Source organism: Brevibacterium sp. Marseille-P9724 (genome assembly GCF_902500275.1).
GTDB lineage: Bacteria > Actinomycetota > Actinomycetes > Actinomycetales > Brevibacteriaceae > Brevibacterium.
Genome location: NZ_LR722999.1, coordinates 75,136 through 89,801, shown reverse-complemented (window position 1 = coordinate 89,801; position 14,666 = coordinate 75,136). Strand labels below are relative to the sequence as shown.

General features: G+C 62.6%; 13 protein-coding genes, 1 tRNA gene and 1 pseudogene. 10 read left to right on the top strand and 5 right to left on the bottom strand.

What is annotated here, in order from left to right; translation table 11 throughout:
• The 6 genes and pseudogenes from GC119_RS11105 to GC119_RS10145 form a co-directional block, all read left to right on the top strand.
• Window positions 1-132, top strand: a pseudogene (locus GC119_RS11105) (IS481 family transposase); the annotation flags it as partial.
• Between the two features lie 81 nt (window positions 133-213).
• Window positions 214-885 (top strand): metal-dependent transcriptional regulator, encoded by a 672-nt coding sequence (locus GC119_RS10165; protein ID WP_070574724.1) that lies wholly within the window; start codon window positions 214-216, stop codon window positions 883-885.
• Window positions 886-1,047: 162 nt separating this feature from the next.
• Entirely contained in the window at window positions 1,048-1,896 is an 849-nt protein-coding gene (locus GC119_RS10160) for a C40 family peptidase (protein ID WP_151953080.1), read from the top strand.
• Window positions 1,897-2,080: 184 nt separating this feature from the next.
• On the top strand, window positions 2,081-2,893 hold the full coding sequence (locus tag GC119_RS10155) for a C40 family peptidase (protein WP_070574723.1): 813 nt from the start codon (window positions 2,081-2,083) through the stop codon (window positions 2,891-2,893).
• A gap of 185 nt (window positions 2,894-3,078) precedes the next feature.
• Window positions 3,079-3,597: an HNH endonuclease gene (locus tag GC119_RS10150; protein WP_070575323.1), complete on the top strand. Its 519-nt coding sequence runs from the start codon at window positions 3,079-3,081 to the stop codon at window positions 3,595-3,597.
• 89 nt (window positions 3,598-3,686) lie between these two features.
• Entirely contained in the window at window positions 3,687-4,691 is a 1,005-nt protein-coding gene (locus GC119_RS10145; protein WP_151953079.1) for a universal stress protein, read from the top strand.
• Between the two features lie 46 nt (window positions 4,692-4,737).
• Here the strand turns inward: GC119_RS10145 and GC119_RS11290 are convergent, their stop codons facing one another.
• Window positions 4,738-4,824: a hypothetical protein gene (locus GC119_RS11290; RefSeq protein ID WP_370919393.1), complete on the bottom strand. Its 87-nt coding sequence runs from the start codon at window positions 4,822-4,824 to the stop codon at window positions 4,738-4,740.
• Here GC119_RS11290 and GC119_RS10135 point away from each other — a divergent pair.
• Window positions 4,799-6,274, top strand: a complete 1,476-nt coding sequence (locus GC119_RS10135; RefSeq protein WP_226829402.1) for a polysaccharide deacetylase family protein — start codon at window positions 4,799-4,801, stop codon at window positions 6,272-6,274. The two genes, GC119_RS11290 and GC119_RS10135, sit on opposite strands and share 26 nt — an antisense overlap.
• 104 nt (window positions 6,275-6,378) lie before the next feature.
• Here GC119_RS10135 and GC119_RS10130 read toward each other — a convergent pair.
• Window positions 6,379-6,451, bottom strand: a tRNA-Arg gene (locus GC119_RS10130).
• Window positions 6,452-6,614: 163 nt separating this feature from the next.
• Here GC119_RS10130 and GC119_RS10125 point away from each other — a divergent pair.
• The 3 genes from GC119_RS10125 to GC119_RS10115 all read left to right on the top strand — a co-directional run bounded on the left by GC119_RS10125 (window position 6,615) and on the right by GC119_RS10115 (window position 12,703).
• A complete protein-coding gene (locus GC119_RS10125; RefSeq protein WP_151953077.1) occupies window positions 6,615-7,823 on the top strand; it encodes a hypothetical protein in 1,209 nt (402 codons plus the stop codon).
• A gap of 88 nt (window positions 7,824-7,911) precedes the next feature.
• Entirely contained in the window at window positions 7,912-12,471 is a 4,560-nt protein-coding gene (locus GC119_RS10120) for a DUF4011 domain-containing protein (protein WP_151953076.1), read from the top strand.
• 7 nt (window positions 12,472-12,478) lie between these two features.
• Complete coding sequence (locus GC119_RS10115) at window positions 12,479-12,703, top strand: hypothetical protein (RefSeq protein WP_176745908.1); 225 nt, start codon at window positions 12,479-12,481, stop codon at window positions 12,701-12,703.
• Window positions 12,704-12,847: 144 nt separating this feature from the next.
• On the opposite strand, the gene mscL is transcribed toward GC119_RS10115, so the two are convergent.
• The 3 genes from mscL to GC119_RS10100 form a co-directional block, all read right to left on the bottom strand.
• Window positions 12,848-13,312, bottom strand: a complete 465-nt coding sequence (gene mscL, locus GC119_RS10110; protein ID WP_070574711.1) for a large conductance mechanosensitive channel protein MscL — start codon at window positions 13,310-13,312, stop codon at window positions 12,848-12,850.
• Between the two features lie 238 nt (window positions 13,313-13,550).
• The gene (locus GC119_RS10105; RefSeq protein WP_083304169.1) at window positions 13,551-14,228 is read right to left on the bottom strand and encodes an SAF domain-containing protein; all 678 of its coding nucleotides are present in this window, start codon (window positions 14,226-14,228) and stop codon (window positions 13,551-13,553) included.
• Between the two features lie 130 nt (window positions 14,229-14,358).
• Window positions 14,359-14,565 (bottom strand): FmdB family zinc ribbon protein, encoded by a 207-nt coding sequence (locus tag GC119_RS10100; protein ID WP_070574707.1) that lies wholly within the window; start codon window positions 14,563-14,565, stop codon window positions 14,359-14,361.
• Window positions 14,566-14,666: the final 101 nt, after the last annotated feature.

Genomic DNA, 14,666 nt, shown 5'->3' with positions numbered 1-14,666 from the left:
GCCAGTGAGAGTGCTCGCGAGGATTCGTACGCAGCGTTCTTACATGACTACAATCACCACCGAGCCCACACCGCCATCGGGGGACTCTCACCAGCCGACCGCGTTCACAACCTCACGGGGAAGTACACCTAGGCGGCGTTGCCGGTGTGATTCATCAGCCTGTGCGTATATTTGTATTGCCAGCCCCTCGGACACAGCCGTGAACGGAGAATCATGCAGGATCTGATTGACACAACGGAGATGTATCTCAAGGCCATCACGGAGCTCGAGGAGCAGAAGGTTGTGCCGCTGCGCGCTCGCATTGCTGAGCGTCTGGACCATTCGGGTCCGACCGTGTCGCAGACGGTGGCCCGCTTGGAGCGCGACGGCCTGCTGGTTGTCGGCCGCGACCGCCGTTTGGAGCTGACTGCCGAAGGGCGGGAGCTGGCCACGAGCGTTATGCGCAAGCACCGTCTTGCTGAACGGCTGCTGTCGGACGTCATCGGCCTGGAATGGCCCAAGGTGCATAACGAAGCGTGCCGGTGGGAGCACGTGATGAGCGACGAAGTGACGGAAAAGCTCGTCGATATTCTGCCGGATGCGTCCACCAGCCCGTATGGCAATCCGATTCCCGGTGCTGATGTTGCACTTGAGGACTCCGCGGTCCCGGCTTCTGAATTGGCACTGCGCGCAGATGCGAAGACGGTGCGGATCGTATGCTTTGCCGAGCCGCTGCAGGTTGATGAAAACCTGTTGGCTCAGTGTGAGCGCACGGGAATTGTTCCCGGTGCCGAGGTGACGGTCTCGGCAAGCGGGGACTACGTGACCTTTGCCGTCTCCGGGGCGGACGAGGTGCTGGATCTCCCTGCGGAAATGGCTGAAAACGTCCTCGTTATCGTTGTGTAACAAGAATTACACGACCTTTATAAAGACTCTGACCTGCGAAAATGCTGCTCTGAGCAAGCTCACAGCCTCTCCCGCGTTACTTAAATGTGACTTTCGGGTCTCAGTTGTGTAACGTTTGGTTCTGTACTTCAGTAGGATTCTCGACCATTCAGGGAGATGCACGTGGCTCAGAAGAAGCGCGGACGCAGGGCGGCTGACACCAAGGTCAGGACCCCGCTGTCTGACCTGACGGACCTCCTCCGTTCCGACTCGAATGTTCTCGGCAAGCGCGCCGCAGTTGCGGCGGCCGGTGCGGGACTGGCTCTGAGTGTTGCTGTTCCCACGATGTCAGAGGCCGGTAACGAAGCGGAGGCCGAGGCGGTCTCCACCACTCCGGTGGAAGACGACTTCAAGGCGCAGGGCAAGGTCGTTGCCGAAGGTGAGGCCGACGGCGCACTTGCCGGTGCTGCAGAGGTCTCAGCTGTCACCGCCGCGAAGGCTCCAGAACCTGAGCCGGAACCAGAACCCGAACCGGAGCCGAGTGCGTCGAGCCCTTCGAGCGAGTCGAGCAGCGCTTCCTCTTCGGAAGCTTCTTCTTCGCGCAGTTCTGGCTCGACAGACTCGACTGGCTCCGCCGAGAAGGCTTCGTCGAAGCGTTCCGAGTCCTCGGGCAATGTGGCTGCCCCGTCGGGTACAAAAGCTCAGAAAGTCGTGTCGATCGCCAAGAGCTACGTGGGTACTCCCTATGTGTGGGGCGGAACATCGCCGTCTGGCTGGGACTGCTCGGGCTTCACCAGCTACGTCTACCGCCAGGTGGGTGTGAACCTGCCGCGAAGCTCGGGGGCGCAGAAGGGCGCGGGCAAGGTCGTGCCGCGCTCGCAGGCAAAGCCCGGTGACCTCATGTGGCATCCCGGCCACGTGGGCATCTACACCGGCAACGGCAAGATGGTCGACGCCCGCAATAAGCGCAAGGGCACGGTGCACACCTCGGCGTCGTGGATGAGCGATGCCGTCTACATCAGGGTTCTGTGACGCAATTCTCAGGACGCGCGTCCAACTGCGAAGAGAGTGCAGACAGGCCCGAATATCCGGGCTGAAAGCCTGAGAAATTTTCACTTCCTGTGATCTGAACGTGACTTTTAGTTGCAAGTCCGTTACTGTCTGACAGGTGCCAGCTAATGCCCGCTAGGGCCAGCGAACAAGGTTTGGAGAACACGTGGCTGTAAAGAAGCGAGGACGTCGCGCCGCCGACACCAAGGTCAAGACGCCTCTGACTGAGATTACAGAAGCTCTGAGCGCCAATTCGGGTGCTCTCGGCAAGCGCGCAGCCATTGCGGCTGCCACCGGTGGTCTTTTGGTTGCCGCTGTTATCCCGTCGCATTCCGACGGTGAAGCCAATGCGGAAGCGCAGAACGAGCGCACGGAGGGGGATTCGCTCGAGACCGTTTCGCAGTCCGGCTTTACGGTCGACACTGCCGACTCGAAGGCTTCGGTCGACGGTGCTGCTGTCGCGGCTCCCGTGACTGCTACGAAGGCTCCGGAGGCTCCTTCCAATGCTCCGCAGGGCGGCAGTGCTTCCGATAATGACGGTGCCAACGCCCAGCCTGCCTCGAACAGCGGTTCGTCCTCGAAGGACGCTAAGAAGTCCAGCGGCGAGTCCAAGAGCGTGTCGGTGCCGGATGGCCCGAAGGCGCAGCAGGTCATCAGCATCGCCAAGCAGTACGTGGGTACGCCCTATGTCTCCGGTGGAACCTCACCTTCCGGCTGGGACTGCTCTGGCTTCACCAGCTACGTCTACGGCAAGGTCGGCGTGAACCTCCCGCGCACCTCGGGTGCGCAGAAGGGTGCGGGTCCCACTGTGCCGCGTTCGGCAGCCAAGCCCGGCGACATCATCTGGTCGCCCGGCCACGTGGGCATCTACGCTGGCAACGGCATGATGTACGACGCAGGTAACCCGTCAGTTGACACCACCTACCGTTCCATCGACTGGATGACCAAGCAGGGCGCACAGTTCATTCGCGTTCTCTGATCAGAGTTTCCAGTCACCTGATCTTCAGCACAGACCCCGAGCCTCGCGCTCGGGGTTTTTGCTGTCTGTGCGGTTATTCGACACCTGTCGTTTACGTCGATGTCGTCGACGCCGACGGTGGCGTGTGTAACGTGGTCTTCGTCACGTCGTGCTGGCCGAGTACGACCTGAACCTAGGTGGAACTGATGAAGACCCTCGTTCTCAACGCCGGATACGAACCGATGTCGGTAGTGTCCTTTAAGCGGGCGGTGGTTCTGGTTCTGGCAGGCCGCGCCACGGTCCTGGCAGCTTCTGGAGCCCGCGTTCGCAGCGAACACCTCGACATTGAACAGCCAGCCGTTATCCTCCTGACTCGTTACATTCGCCCGCCTGCAGGACGAATCGCGCAGCCGTCGCGCAAAGCCGTGCTGCGCAGAGACCACAACAGCTGCGGATACTGCGGAAAGCCCGCGGGCACCATCGACCACATCCTTCCGCGCTCTCGCGGCGGTCAGAACACGTGGGAAAACCTCGTTGCCTGCTGCCGTGACTGCAATAACCGCAAAGCGGACAGGACCCCGCAGGAAATGGGCTGGCAGCTGCAGAGTACGCCGCGGGCACCGGAGTACCGGGGCTGCTGGCTGCGTGAGCTCGAGAGGCCCGCGCCGGCTTGGCAGCCGTTCCTCAACCTCGCCGATCACAGTGAGTTGACCTCGGTCGCATAGTGAGCGACCGCGCACGCGGTCTGTCCGGCCGATAGAATCGAAGCATCAGCAGGCGCATGCCTGAGCCAACCAATCTAAGAGGACCTGCCGTGTCACCTGAGAACAATCTTCCGGACGTCGCAGACGCCCAGGCCATCGTCGTCGGCATCGACGGTTCCGAAGCGAGCCTCAATGCTCTCGACTTCGCCATCGGCGAAGCAAAGGCCACGGGCCGTTCCATCCGACTGGTCGGCGCCTACACCATCCCGTCCGTCGCCGCAGCGACAATCGATGTGTCCTATGTGCCGATTGACGATTCTGCCGTGCGGGCAGCTGTCACCGAATCACTGAAGTCCGCGGCTGAAAAGGTCAAGGCCGCAGGAGTGTCAGTAGAGGCAGTCATTGAGATCGGCGATGCCGCGGGTGTTTTGGTAGACGAATCCGCGCAGGCTTCACTCGCAGTCGTCGGTTCACGCGGCCGCGGCGGCTTCGCAGGTCGCCTGCTGGGTACAGTCTCTTCGGCTCTGCCTGCACACTCGCACTGCCCGACGATTGTGGTTCCCGTGGGCTGGTCAAAAGACCAGGAGCGTGCACCCAAGCAGACCTCGTCGTTCCCACTGGCAGATTCCGCCGCTACACACTTTGAGTTCGACGAAGACTCCGAAACGATCGAAGGGCCGAACTTCGCCGGCCGCGTCGTCGTGGGTGTGGATGCCATGGGCAAGGAATCGCCCGCGCTGTGGAATGCAGCGGAGCTCGCTGAGGAACGCGGTACCCCGCTGACCGTTATGGGCGTCATCACCACCTCGATTGTCGGCCCGGAATGGCTGCCGAGCACAGATGAGCTCAAGAAGTTCGTTGAGCGCGGAACTGAGAAACTCGAGGCTGCCTGCAAGGCTGTGCGCGACAAGCACCCGAACCTCGAAGCCGGCTGGATGCTGCTGGACGGACAGCCTTCAGAAGCGCTTGTCCGCGCCTCTGATACAGCAGACGTCCTCGTAGTCGGCACCCGCGGTCGCGGCGGTTTTGCCGGTCTCCTGCTGGGTTCGACCTCGCAGTCTGTGCTGCCGTACTCGCACTGCCCGACCATGGTTGTGAGCGTCAAGCGCGACTGACTCTGAGCTTAAGAGAAGCCGACCGGTGGACACCGGTCGGCTTCTCTTAAGCTTCCGGGAGTACAGTTGCTTCCGACCCCAACCCTCCCTTTTCAGTAGGATCCGCTGTGCGCTTTTCTTCTGTTGCCTGCATTCTTGCAGCTTCGCTCGTCTTCACCGGCTGCGCTGCCAAAGACGATGACAAACCAGAAGCTCACGTGCCGAAGAGTGAGGTGACGATCCCAGCTGAGCAGGTCAAAGACGAACTTCCCAAGGTGCTGCGCAGCTACGCGGTGCAGACACCGGAAGCGGCAGTCCACCTGTTCGGCATTCCGGGGCAGGATTCACTCAACGAGACCCTAGAGGAGGCCACACTCAAAGCCCTGGAACAAGCCGGTGCTTTCAAGGGGAGGAAGGCGTTCCAGCCCGAGGTCACACCGCCGAAGGAGCGCTGGGGTGAGGCCGACTATCTTGCTTTTGAAGGGCACTCGCCCGAAAGCGAAAGCACAGAAGGCGAGGACGCAGAAGGTCAGCAGTCCGGCAGCGGTGACGATAAGGCCAGCAGCGTCGAGTCGCACATCGTCGGTGCCGGTGGCGACTTTCTCGTCACTCAGCTCGACGTGCGCTCCGGTGGGCAGACTGCCAGCCGACAGTTTCTGACCGACACCAAGAACAACGCCACCAAGCCCATAGATTCGATCAAAGCCGAAGGCGTTGAAGGTGAGATTGCCGTTGCGGGGGACAAGATCACTGTCGACGGTGAAGATGCCGATGATGAGGTTCTCAGCGAGTCCGGGCACAACCTCGCCGCGGTGCTGGGCGAGGACCTGACGATTGAGGCCGAGGAAAGCCCGTACCTGCCGGATTTCACGTGCGCTCTTCTGCCGTGTGCGGCTATGACCTACGACGACGGCCCGGCTGATGACGCGCTGACAAAGCGCTTGGCCGATGCGCTTGACAAAGCGAAGGTGCGTGCAACGTTCTTTGAGATCGGGCGCATTGTGGAGGCACTGCCGGAGAACTCGCGCCTGCTGAGTGAAGCCGGCCACGAAGTCGAAAACCACTCGTTCACCCACCCGGTGCTGAGCAAGCTGACACCTGACAAGCAGAAGTCCGAGGTGGACAAGACCGACAAGGCCATTCACGACGCTGGCGGTGAATATCCGACAATGCTGCGCCCGCCCTACGGTGCTTCGAACAAGCGCTTGGACACCGTGGCGCAGGGCAGCGGTGAATCGGGCGACCCAGCCGGTGGTAAGGCCAAGAAAGCCGACGGCGAGAAGGCCGAGCACGGAAAAGCGATCATCATGTGGGACGTCGACACTCTCGACTGGAAGCACCGTAACGCTGATCGGGTCAAGAAAGCAGCGCTGGCGAACACCAAACCGGGCTCGATTGTGCTCATGCACGCCATCCACCCGACGACGGTGGATGCTTCGCCCGAAATCTTCTCCGGCCTGCAGGACAGGGGCTTCTACCTGGTTCCAGTCGGCTACATGTTCAAGGGCATGAAGCTCGAACCGGGCAAAGAATACTTCTGCCGCGGCTACCACGACGAACTGTGCTCCACGCCGGAACACCCGTTCGCCGAAAAGGACAGCTAAGCCCGTTGGGTGATGGTGGCGCGGCTCGTGGGCCGGATGTGAGACTTTCGGGCTGACAGTGCCCGGTCTTCTGCGTTTGGGAGTTTCCCCTGGTGAGAGTTCGGCGCCCCCGGCAGGATTCGAACCTGCGACACCCGCTTTAGGAGAGCGGTGCTCTATCCCCTGAGCTACGGGGGCAACGCGGAACAGTTTAGCGGACGTGCCCGGTGGGAATGACACCGCGGTCGCTGAACGCCTAATGGGGATACTGAGAGCACCGACCGCTGCAGTCGACTACGCTATGGGGTCGGAGTGCGGCGCTGCTGTTTCTGCGCCTGCCCTGTGAAGCAAGGAGATTCTCATGGCTGATCCTGCAGCCGGTTCGCATTCTGCCGGCAGTGCCGGTGGCGATAGCCCCGAACCGACAACCGTCGAAGCCGCGACCGCCAACGCGGCGCCCGTCAAGCCTGAGTCTAAGCAGGTGCGCTGGACGAATGTCGGGCGTTTTGCGGGCGCTTCGATCGCGTACCTGATCGGCTCTGGCTTTGCGACAGGCCAGGAGACCCTTCAGTTCTTCGCATCCTTTGGGATCGTGGGTCTGCTGGGCGGAGTCATTTCGACCCTGCTGTTCATAGTGGTCGGTGCGCTCATCATGCGCAAGGGCCACGAACTGCAGCTGGAACTGTCCTCCGAGGTGTTCAGCGCTTACGTCGGCCGGTTTCTGGGCACAGCGCTTGAGTGGTTTGCCGTTCTGTACTCGTTCGCTGTTGCCGTCATCATGGTCTCCGGTTCGGGCGCGGTGTTCAACCAGCTGACCGGCCTGCCCAACTGGGTGGGCGTTGTCGGCATGGGCCTGCTGGGCTTTGCCACGGTTCTGGCCGGTCTTGAGCGTCTGGTGGACATCATCGGCACCATCGGCCCGATCATCATTGTGTTCACGGTGATTGTGGGAACCATCATCTTCGTTCGCGACTTCGGGCAACTGGGCAGCCAGCCGATCTTCGGCAACCTGCCGCAGGCTGCTGTTGAAGACGTTCAGGTGACGGGCAACTTTGTGGTGTCGGCCGTTCTGTACGTCAGCTTCAACATGCTGTTGGGCATGGTGTTCTTCTCCCAGCTGGGCAAGGAGGCCACGAGCAAGCGCGAAGCGGGGATCGCCGGTGCTGTCGGCGGACTCGGTCTGGGCGTCGGCGTCCTCATGATCACCTTGGCCATCCTGACGAACTTCACCCTGGCCCTCGACAAGGAGGTTCCGACCCTCGTCCTCGGGCAGACGATCCATCCGGCCGTTGGGGTGGCCTTCGGCGTCATCGTCATGCTGGGCATCTATTCGACAGCGACCCCGCTGTACTGGGTGGTGAAGAACCAGGCAATGGCGTTTGCGCCGCGTTCGTGGAACTTCGCGGTCACCGCCGCCATCTGTGCGGTTCTGATCGCCTGCGGCTTCTTGCCGTTCGGCGTCCTGGTGGACAAGGTCTACGGCACTGTCGGCTATGTGGGCTGTGCGCTTATCGTCGTGATCTTCGCGCGCACCATCTACGACGCGGTGCGCAGGCGCCGCGCGGCCTGATCCCATACGCGGTGCTGCTGCGCGGCTGAGAGCCGCCACGCTCTTTGGCTTAGGAAGTTTCCCGCGCCGGCCCGGTTAGGGTGGATGCGTGGCAGATCAAGCAGATACGCAGAGGGGAATCAGCGACGTCTTCGCTGAATGGATATCGCGTGCCGAAAAGCTCGGCGGGCGTGACACCATGCTGCGCTATCGAGACTCCCGCGACGGTTCGCTTGACCTGACGACCGCCCACCCCTCGGGCATGGCGCAGCTCATGGCGGGCAGACCCACTCGGCTGGCCAGCCTCATTCGCGACGATGAACAGCGTCAGGACGCCGGTCGACGCGCCCGCTTGATTGCGGAGAAGGCCAGAGAGCTGCGCAATGAGCGCAGCTTTTCCGCCGCCTGCCTCGCCATCGGAGCGGTGCGCCTTTCGGCGCCTCTTACCAGTCCGGATGAGCAGCTGCACGCCCCGCTGGTGCTGCGGCGGGTGGAGATCCGCACAGTGGGCCGCCGCGAAGACGATGTTGAGCTGACCCTTGACGACACGATCGTCATCAATCCTGCTTTTGTCGCGTATCTGCGTTCTGAACTGGGCATCGAAGTTGATGTTGACGAATGGCTGGAGTCCACCGGCGGGCCGCGTCGCTTTGACGCCCGTCCGGTTTTGGAACGGGTGCGGGCCGCTGTCGCTGACTATCCGGCGCTGAGCGCTGAGTACTGCCTGTTTGTGTCGACTTTTGCCAATGTCGCTTCTGCCGTCGGGACGGTTGACCTTCCGCGAAAGCACCCAATCTTGGCCCGCATGGCGCAGGCTGTTCTCGATGCCGAAAAGGCAGACCGGGAATCCGTTGCCGCTGCGGAGAAGCACAACGTCGGCAAAGTCCTCGGAGCGTGGGGCGATGCCGCGGGGACAGAGCCGCACGATTCTTCTCAGTACGACACGCACCCGCTGCTCAACGGCGGGGTCAACCCGGATGATTCGGCCTTCGCTGACGACGATGAAGGCCGGACGCGGACGGTCGACACCGCCTCGACCGCGGACACGCTCTCTGCCTCACTGAGCGCTTCCGCCGCGGCAGGAGCCCAAGATGTCGGCATTGCCGGGCAGCGGGGTGCCGAGGCTTCCAGACCGGAACCGGATGACTCAGCCGAGGTCGGAACAGCCGAAGACGGCCCGCGCGGCAATGCGCGCAGCCTCGACATTCGACCCCTGGAAGACCGCGATCCGCGCGAAGAGTTCCTCGCGCTTGACGTTGACGGCGACCAGCAGGCGGTTGTCAACGCGGTCATGGAGCACTCTTCCGCAGCCGTTGACACTCCCGCCGGCACCGGGGCGACCCAGGTGGCTGTTGCGGCGGCGACGAGTTTGGCCTTTGTCGGCCGTTCCAGCCTCTTTGTGGCGAATGACTCCGACACGCTCGATGACTACCGGGACCGCTTCGCCTCTGCGGGGCTGGCGGGCTTTGTCGTGGATGCACGCCGCAGCCAATCGGCGGTGAAGAAGCAGCTGATCGCCATGATTTCGCAGGTGGAAAAAGCCGCGGAACCGGACATCGGCGAACTGGTCTCGCGTCTGCGCAAACAGCGCAAGAAGCTGACAAAGCACGCCAGGTCGCTTCACGAACCGCGGCGCCCGTGGGGTATTTCGGTGTACTCCACGATTGAGCACCTGGCGGATCTGACATCTGGAGAGAACAGCCCGCGGACGGAAGTGCGCCTGCCCGCTGGTGTTATGCGGATGTCGCAGGAGGAGCGCTCAGAACTGCGCGCGCAGCTGATTCAGTTGGCGCAGCTGGGCGAATTCACCCTTGGCGTCGAAGACACCGTGTGGTTCGGTGCGCGCTTCGACACTGCCGCGCAGGCAGAAAAAGCGCGTGTTACGGCAGAACGCTGTGCTGACGCACTGCCCAAGCTCACCCGCATGATGCGCACAGCGTTGGAAGAAGCCGGTGTGACGCCCGGGTGGACGATGGTCGAATGGGCCGACAGCCTGGCCCTGCTGCGCTCTGTTGAGAGCAGCATGGCCACTTTCGTGCCGGAGTCCTACCGCGAAGACCTCGACCAGCTGATCGATGCGACCGGTTCGGTTGAATACCGGCGTGATCACGATGTCGATATGGGTGTTTTCGAACGCAGCAAACTCAAGCGCCACGCCCGTTCCCTGGTGCGCAGCGACTTGGCTGACGTTGATCTGCACGGCGGTTTGAAAGTGATGCGGGATCAGCTGAAGCAGGCCGAGCGCATCACCGGCCGGCCGCGCATCCCCAGTCTGCCGTCGAACCTTGCCGAAGTGTCCGAACTGTACGAGCGCGTGGCCGCGGACATCGATGCCCTCGCCCTCATCCTGGCGGAAACCCCGGACGGGGGAGACCTCGATGCTATGCACATTGGGGAACTCGAATCGCGCTTGGCCGCTATGGCTGACGATCGTGCCGCCCTGGGCGATCTTCCCCACCGCACCGCCCTGTGCCGTGATCTCGAAGCGGCGGGTCTGCGTGAGCTGATGGACGATCTGCGCAGTCGTCGTGTTCTCCCAGAAGAGGTCGGCAGCGAATTCGACCTTGCCTACTGGGCGACGGTTCTGCAGCAGATGGCCGCCGCTGATCCGCAGGTCGGTGAGCACGACGGCGACGCTCTGCACCGCCTGGCTGCTGATTTCCGGCGCACTGACGCGGCGTTCGTGTCCGCTGGTGCTTCCCGCCTGCAGTACGCGCGCGCCCAGGCCTGGGAGAGCGCAATTGAGGAATATCCGGAAGAAGCAGCCCTGCTGCGCGCTGAACTGCTCAGCGACGGGCTGAACCTGAACCGTTTGGCCGTCCGCGCGCCGCACGTTCTGCTGGCCCTGGCACCGGTGTGGATGATGAGCCCGGTGAGTGTCCCCGACACCTTCGGCCAGACCCTGTCCACCGTGACGGACCGCGCAAAGGCGACCGGCGCCTCGGGTGCGGACTTCCCCTTCCGCGATGACAGCTTCGACGATGAGTTCTCCGGTGAGTTCGGCACGGACCCCGCACTCGTGGCACACGCCCTGTTCGACACGGTGATCATCGGCGATGCCGCCCGGGTGTCCGTCCCAGAAGCGCTCGTGCCGATCGCAATGGCCAAGCACACTCTGGCACTGGGAGATGACAAGCTGCTGGGTCCCACGGAGTTCTCCGTGGCGGCCCACCGCAGGGCAGGCACACAGCCGGAATCAGCAGGCCTCAGCGTGTTTGAGGCGCTCACCCCGGTTGTGCCCAGGATGCGGCTGCACACAAACCATCGGGTTGTTCCGCAGGAGATTGCGGGGCTGCTCAACGATGTCATCTACGATGACAAGCTCGTGTCCTTGCCGATTGCGGACACCGGAAGCACCACCGGTCTGTCTTTCATCCACGTGGATGGGGGAGAGGGCAGCCCCGATTCGGCTACCGGCCAGGTGGAGAGCCCCGATGTCGAGGTCGCCGAGGTGGTGCGGCTGGTTTTCGAACACGCGCGCACCTCCCCGGAGCAGACACTGGGCGTCATTGCACTCACGCAGTGGCACGCTCGGCGGATTGCGCTCGCGGTTGCCCGGCAGCTGCCCCGCTATCCGGAACTGAAGAGCTTCTTCACCGGTGACGGCAACGAGCCGTTTGTCATCACTGACGCCCACAGGGCCCAGACCCTTTCGCGCGATGCGGTGATCTTCACGGTCGGCTGGGGGCGCTCGCTGGCAGGGCGGGTGCTCTACAGTTTCGGCGAACTGTCTCAGCCGGGTGGGCAGAAGGTGGTCGCCGCTGCGGTTACACCGGCTAAGCAGCGTTTGACGATTGTTTCGTGCTTGCGCCCGGACGAACTGGACCGATCACGGCTGCGGTACGGAGCGGCGCTTCTGCCGGTGCTGTTTGAGGCCGCTCGGTCGGGTTCGTCATTTATTGAGAAATCGCAGGAGGAGCGGGGACGTTCACCGCTCATGGCCGATCTTTCTGCCCGCGTCGAGGCGAAGGGTCTGGAGCCCATTGCCAACTACGGCGGACTGGATCTGGCTGTGCCGCTGGTTTCGCAGGCGGGTTCGCGCATGGTGCTCGCTGTCGAAGCGGACGGTCTTGACTACACGACCGCGCCGTCGCTGCGGCAGCGCGAACGGCTGCGTCCGCTGAGTTTTGCGCGCCGGGGCTGGACGTTCTTGCGCGTGTGGTCGACCGATGCGTTTGTCGACCCGCAGGGACAGACCGAGCGGATCTACCAGGTGTGGGCTGGTATTGCCGCGGACGAAGACCCCGAGGCTCTCAAGAGGGCCGACGAAGAGGCCGAACGCTATGCTGCCGAGATCCGCGCTGCCGAAGACGCTGAAGCTGCCGCCGGTGCTGACAGTCAAGGCGCTGACGGTCGAGGTGCCGGTCCGGGGTCGGCCGGTGCTGCCGGACAGCAGTCGCGATCGGCCGGTGCGCAGTCTGGATCAGTCAAGAAGCGGGCTCAGACGCCTGCAGAGCAGGCGGCATCGCTCGCCGCCCTGCCCGAGGGAGCTGTCGAAGACCAGATTATGCCGGCCTATGACACGGGCTTGCTGCGCGAAGCCGATCTCATTGACGCCGGTCTGCGTGACGACGAGCCAGCTCAGCCCGGCAGAGCTTTAGACAGCGGCCGGAACAATGATTCTGCTGAAACCGGCAGCAGTCACGACTCCGGTGCCGACCGGGACTGAGCGCGCAGTGGCTGAAGAATCGGCGGGAGCCCCGCACCGAAACAGCGATCCGTCCGGTGCCGAGTCGACCCGCGATGAGGTTGACCACGAGCGGCGACGGGCGCGTATAGCCGCCGCCAAAGAAGCCTACCGGCGTACGGTCCGCAATGAGTCCGGACAGAGCGCCGGAGGGGCGAATGACGAACGGCTTCTGGCTGACCGCCCACCCCACTGGGCTCCGAAAAGCCGCTGAGTGCACGCGCGGGGCTCATTGAGATTGCCTGTGCTGAGTGCACAGAAGCGGATACAGAAAAGGCTGATGCCCCAAGCCGCGGCTTGGGGCATCAGCCTTTTGTGCTGATCGGGATGTCAGCTGGCTGCGCTGATCCCGCTGATCTCAGTGACGGGGAGGGACGTCCGGACCGTTGTTGAAGTTGATGTTGTTGCCTTCTGCGGCAGGTTCGCCGGCAATCGAACGGCCTGCGAGCAGGTCGCGGATTTCGGTGAGGAGTTCTTCCTGAGTGGGCGGAACGTCTTCGTCTTCGAGGTCGCCGGTGTTGCGCATTTCGTTGAGCTTGTTCATCGGGACGATGATGACGAAGTAGACGATGGCAGCGACGATGATGAAGTTGATGGCCGCGGTGATAACAGCACCGAAGTCCATGAAGGTGGCCTTGTTGCCGGAGACGATCTCAAAGCCGAGGCCTTCCATGTCCGGCGGGCCCGCAACGGCCAGCAGCGGCTGGATGAGCTTGGTCGATATGGCTTCGACGATTGCGGTGAATGCAGCACCGACGATGACAGCGGTTGCCAGTTCGACAACGTTGCCGCGCAGAATAAAGTCGCGGAACCCTTTGAGCATGGTTTTCCCTTTCGCGGTCCTGTTTTTGAGTTAAGTAGGACACTGTTTGTAACAGATACGTACCGATTTTAGGCAGAAAACCTGTCCATTAGGCAGGTTGCCTCGCCATTAATGGGTGGAATCTGTCACATAGCGCGCCTATTCTGTGCTTCCGATCCTGCTGCACGTGCTTGCAGAGCGGGCACTGTGCCGTCGGCTGAGCAGTGCTGCAGAGCCCCGAGCGCAGCGGCTATTGGAGTTACTGGACGATCGCGAAGCTCAGCATGTCCGGCGGTATTGTCGCCAGTTCCGCGGCTTCGTCCGGGGTGACGGCCAGTGTGAAGACCAGCTTGTCGTCAGCAAGCGCATTGCCTGCCGGACGGGATATTCCGGTGACAACGGCTGACTGAACGACCGCCGCACCGCTGCGTGTCAGCGCCTTGGGTCCGGCACCGCCTGCCCCGTCTGATTCCCCAGTCGGGCCTGGACTGTCCGGCCCTATGCGGCCATCGCCATGGGCAGAGTAGACGCGCACTCTGCTGCCGGTCTGGATGATTGAGGCCGATGCCGGGTCAGCGGCGGTCACCGGCACGAGGACTGTCCCGTCTGGGGCTGTTGTCTTTTCCAACAGGGCATTGTCAGTGACGGGTGCACCGGCAGACAGTGATCCGGAAGCGTGCGATCCGACGACTGTCTCGATGGAACTGTGTGCGCTTTCGGGAATGAGGGCGGGAGGAAAAGTGCGAACGTCGAGGTCGGCAGATGTGATTTCTGTTCCCGCCGCCAGGTTTGTGGCGGCAACCACGACGGGCTTGCCGGATGTTTGCGGAATGACGGTCCAGACGGCAATCAGGGTGGCAAGGCCCACGAGCAGCGGAGCGATGACCATTCGGTGCGACCGCACTGTTCGACGAAGAGAGGCGAGGCGTTCAGACATGCCCCAAGTGTGTGCCGCGGAGGTAAGTGACACACGGAAAAAAGAGCAACTGTGACCTACAGTGCCGCGCTGCTGTTCCGCAATCGTCGCGAAAGAGCTGCTATTGCTGCGAATCCCCGCAGCAGCGGCGTCAGTCCCCGGAGCCTCCGTCAGATGAGCCGCGAGAATCGTTGCGGTAGAACCCCGAACCCTTAAACGACACCCCGAGTGAACCGAACACTTTGCGCAGCTGGTCTTGCCCGCATTCGGGGCATGTTGTCAGGGCATCGTCGTTGAAACCCTGGTGGATGTCGAAGCTGTGACCGCAGTTCTTACAGGAGTAGGAGTACGTGGGCATGTGTTCTTTCCTTGACGGTGGGCTGTTGCGGCCCGTGTGACCGACCCAGAAAGTATAGCCAGCCGCGCATGCGCAGAACCCGCCGCACCCGCCGCACCCCC

What these genes read in the sequence shown, in the direction of transcription:
- GC119_RS10165 (WP_070574724.1), top strand. Translation starts at nt 214, where the DNA reads ATGCAGGATCTGATTGACACAACGGAGATGTATCTCAAGGCCATCACG.
- GC119_RS10150 (WP_070575323.1), top strand. Translation starts at nt 3,079, where the DNA reads ATGAAGACCCTCGTTCTCAACGCCGGATACGAACCGATGTCGGTAGTG.
- GC119_RS11290 (WP_370919393.1), bottom strand. Translation starts at nt 4,824, where the DNA reads ATGCAGGCAACAGAAGAAAAGCGCACAGCGGATCCTACTGAAAAGGGA.
- GC119_RS10125 (WP_151953077.1), top strand. Translation starts at nt 6,615, where the DNA reads ATGGCTGATCCTGCAGCCGGTTCGCATTCTGCCGGCAGTGCCGGTGGC.
- mscL (WP_070574711.1), bottom strand. Translation starts at nt 13,312, where the DNA reads ATGCTCAAAGGGTTCCGCGACTTTATTCTGCGCGGCAACGTTGTCGAA.
- GC119_RS10105 (WP_083304169.1), bottom strand. Translation starts at nt 14,228, where the DNA reads ATGTCTGAACGCCTCGCCTCTCTTCGTCGAACAGTGCGGTCGCACCGA.
- GC119_RS10100 (WP_070574707.1), bottom strand. Translation starts at nt 14,565, where the DNA reads ATGCCCACGTACTCCTACTCCTGTAAGAACTGCGGTCACAGCTTCGAC.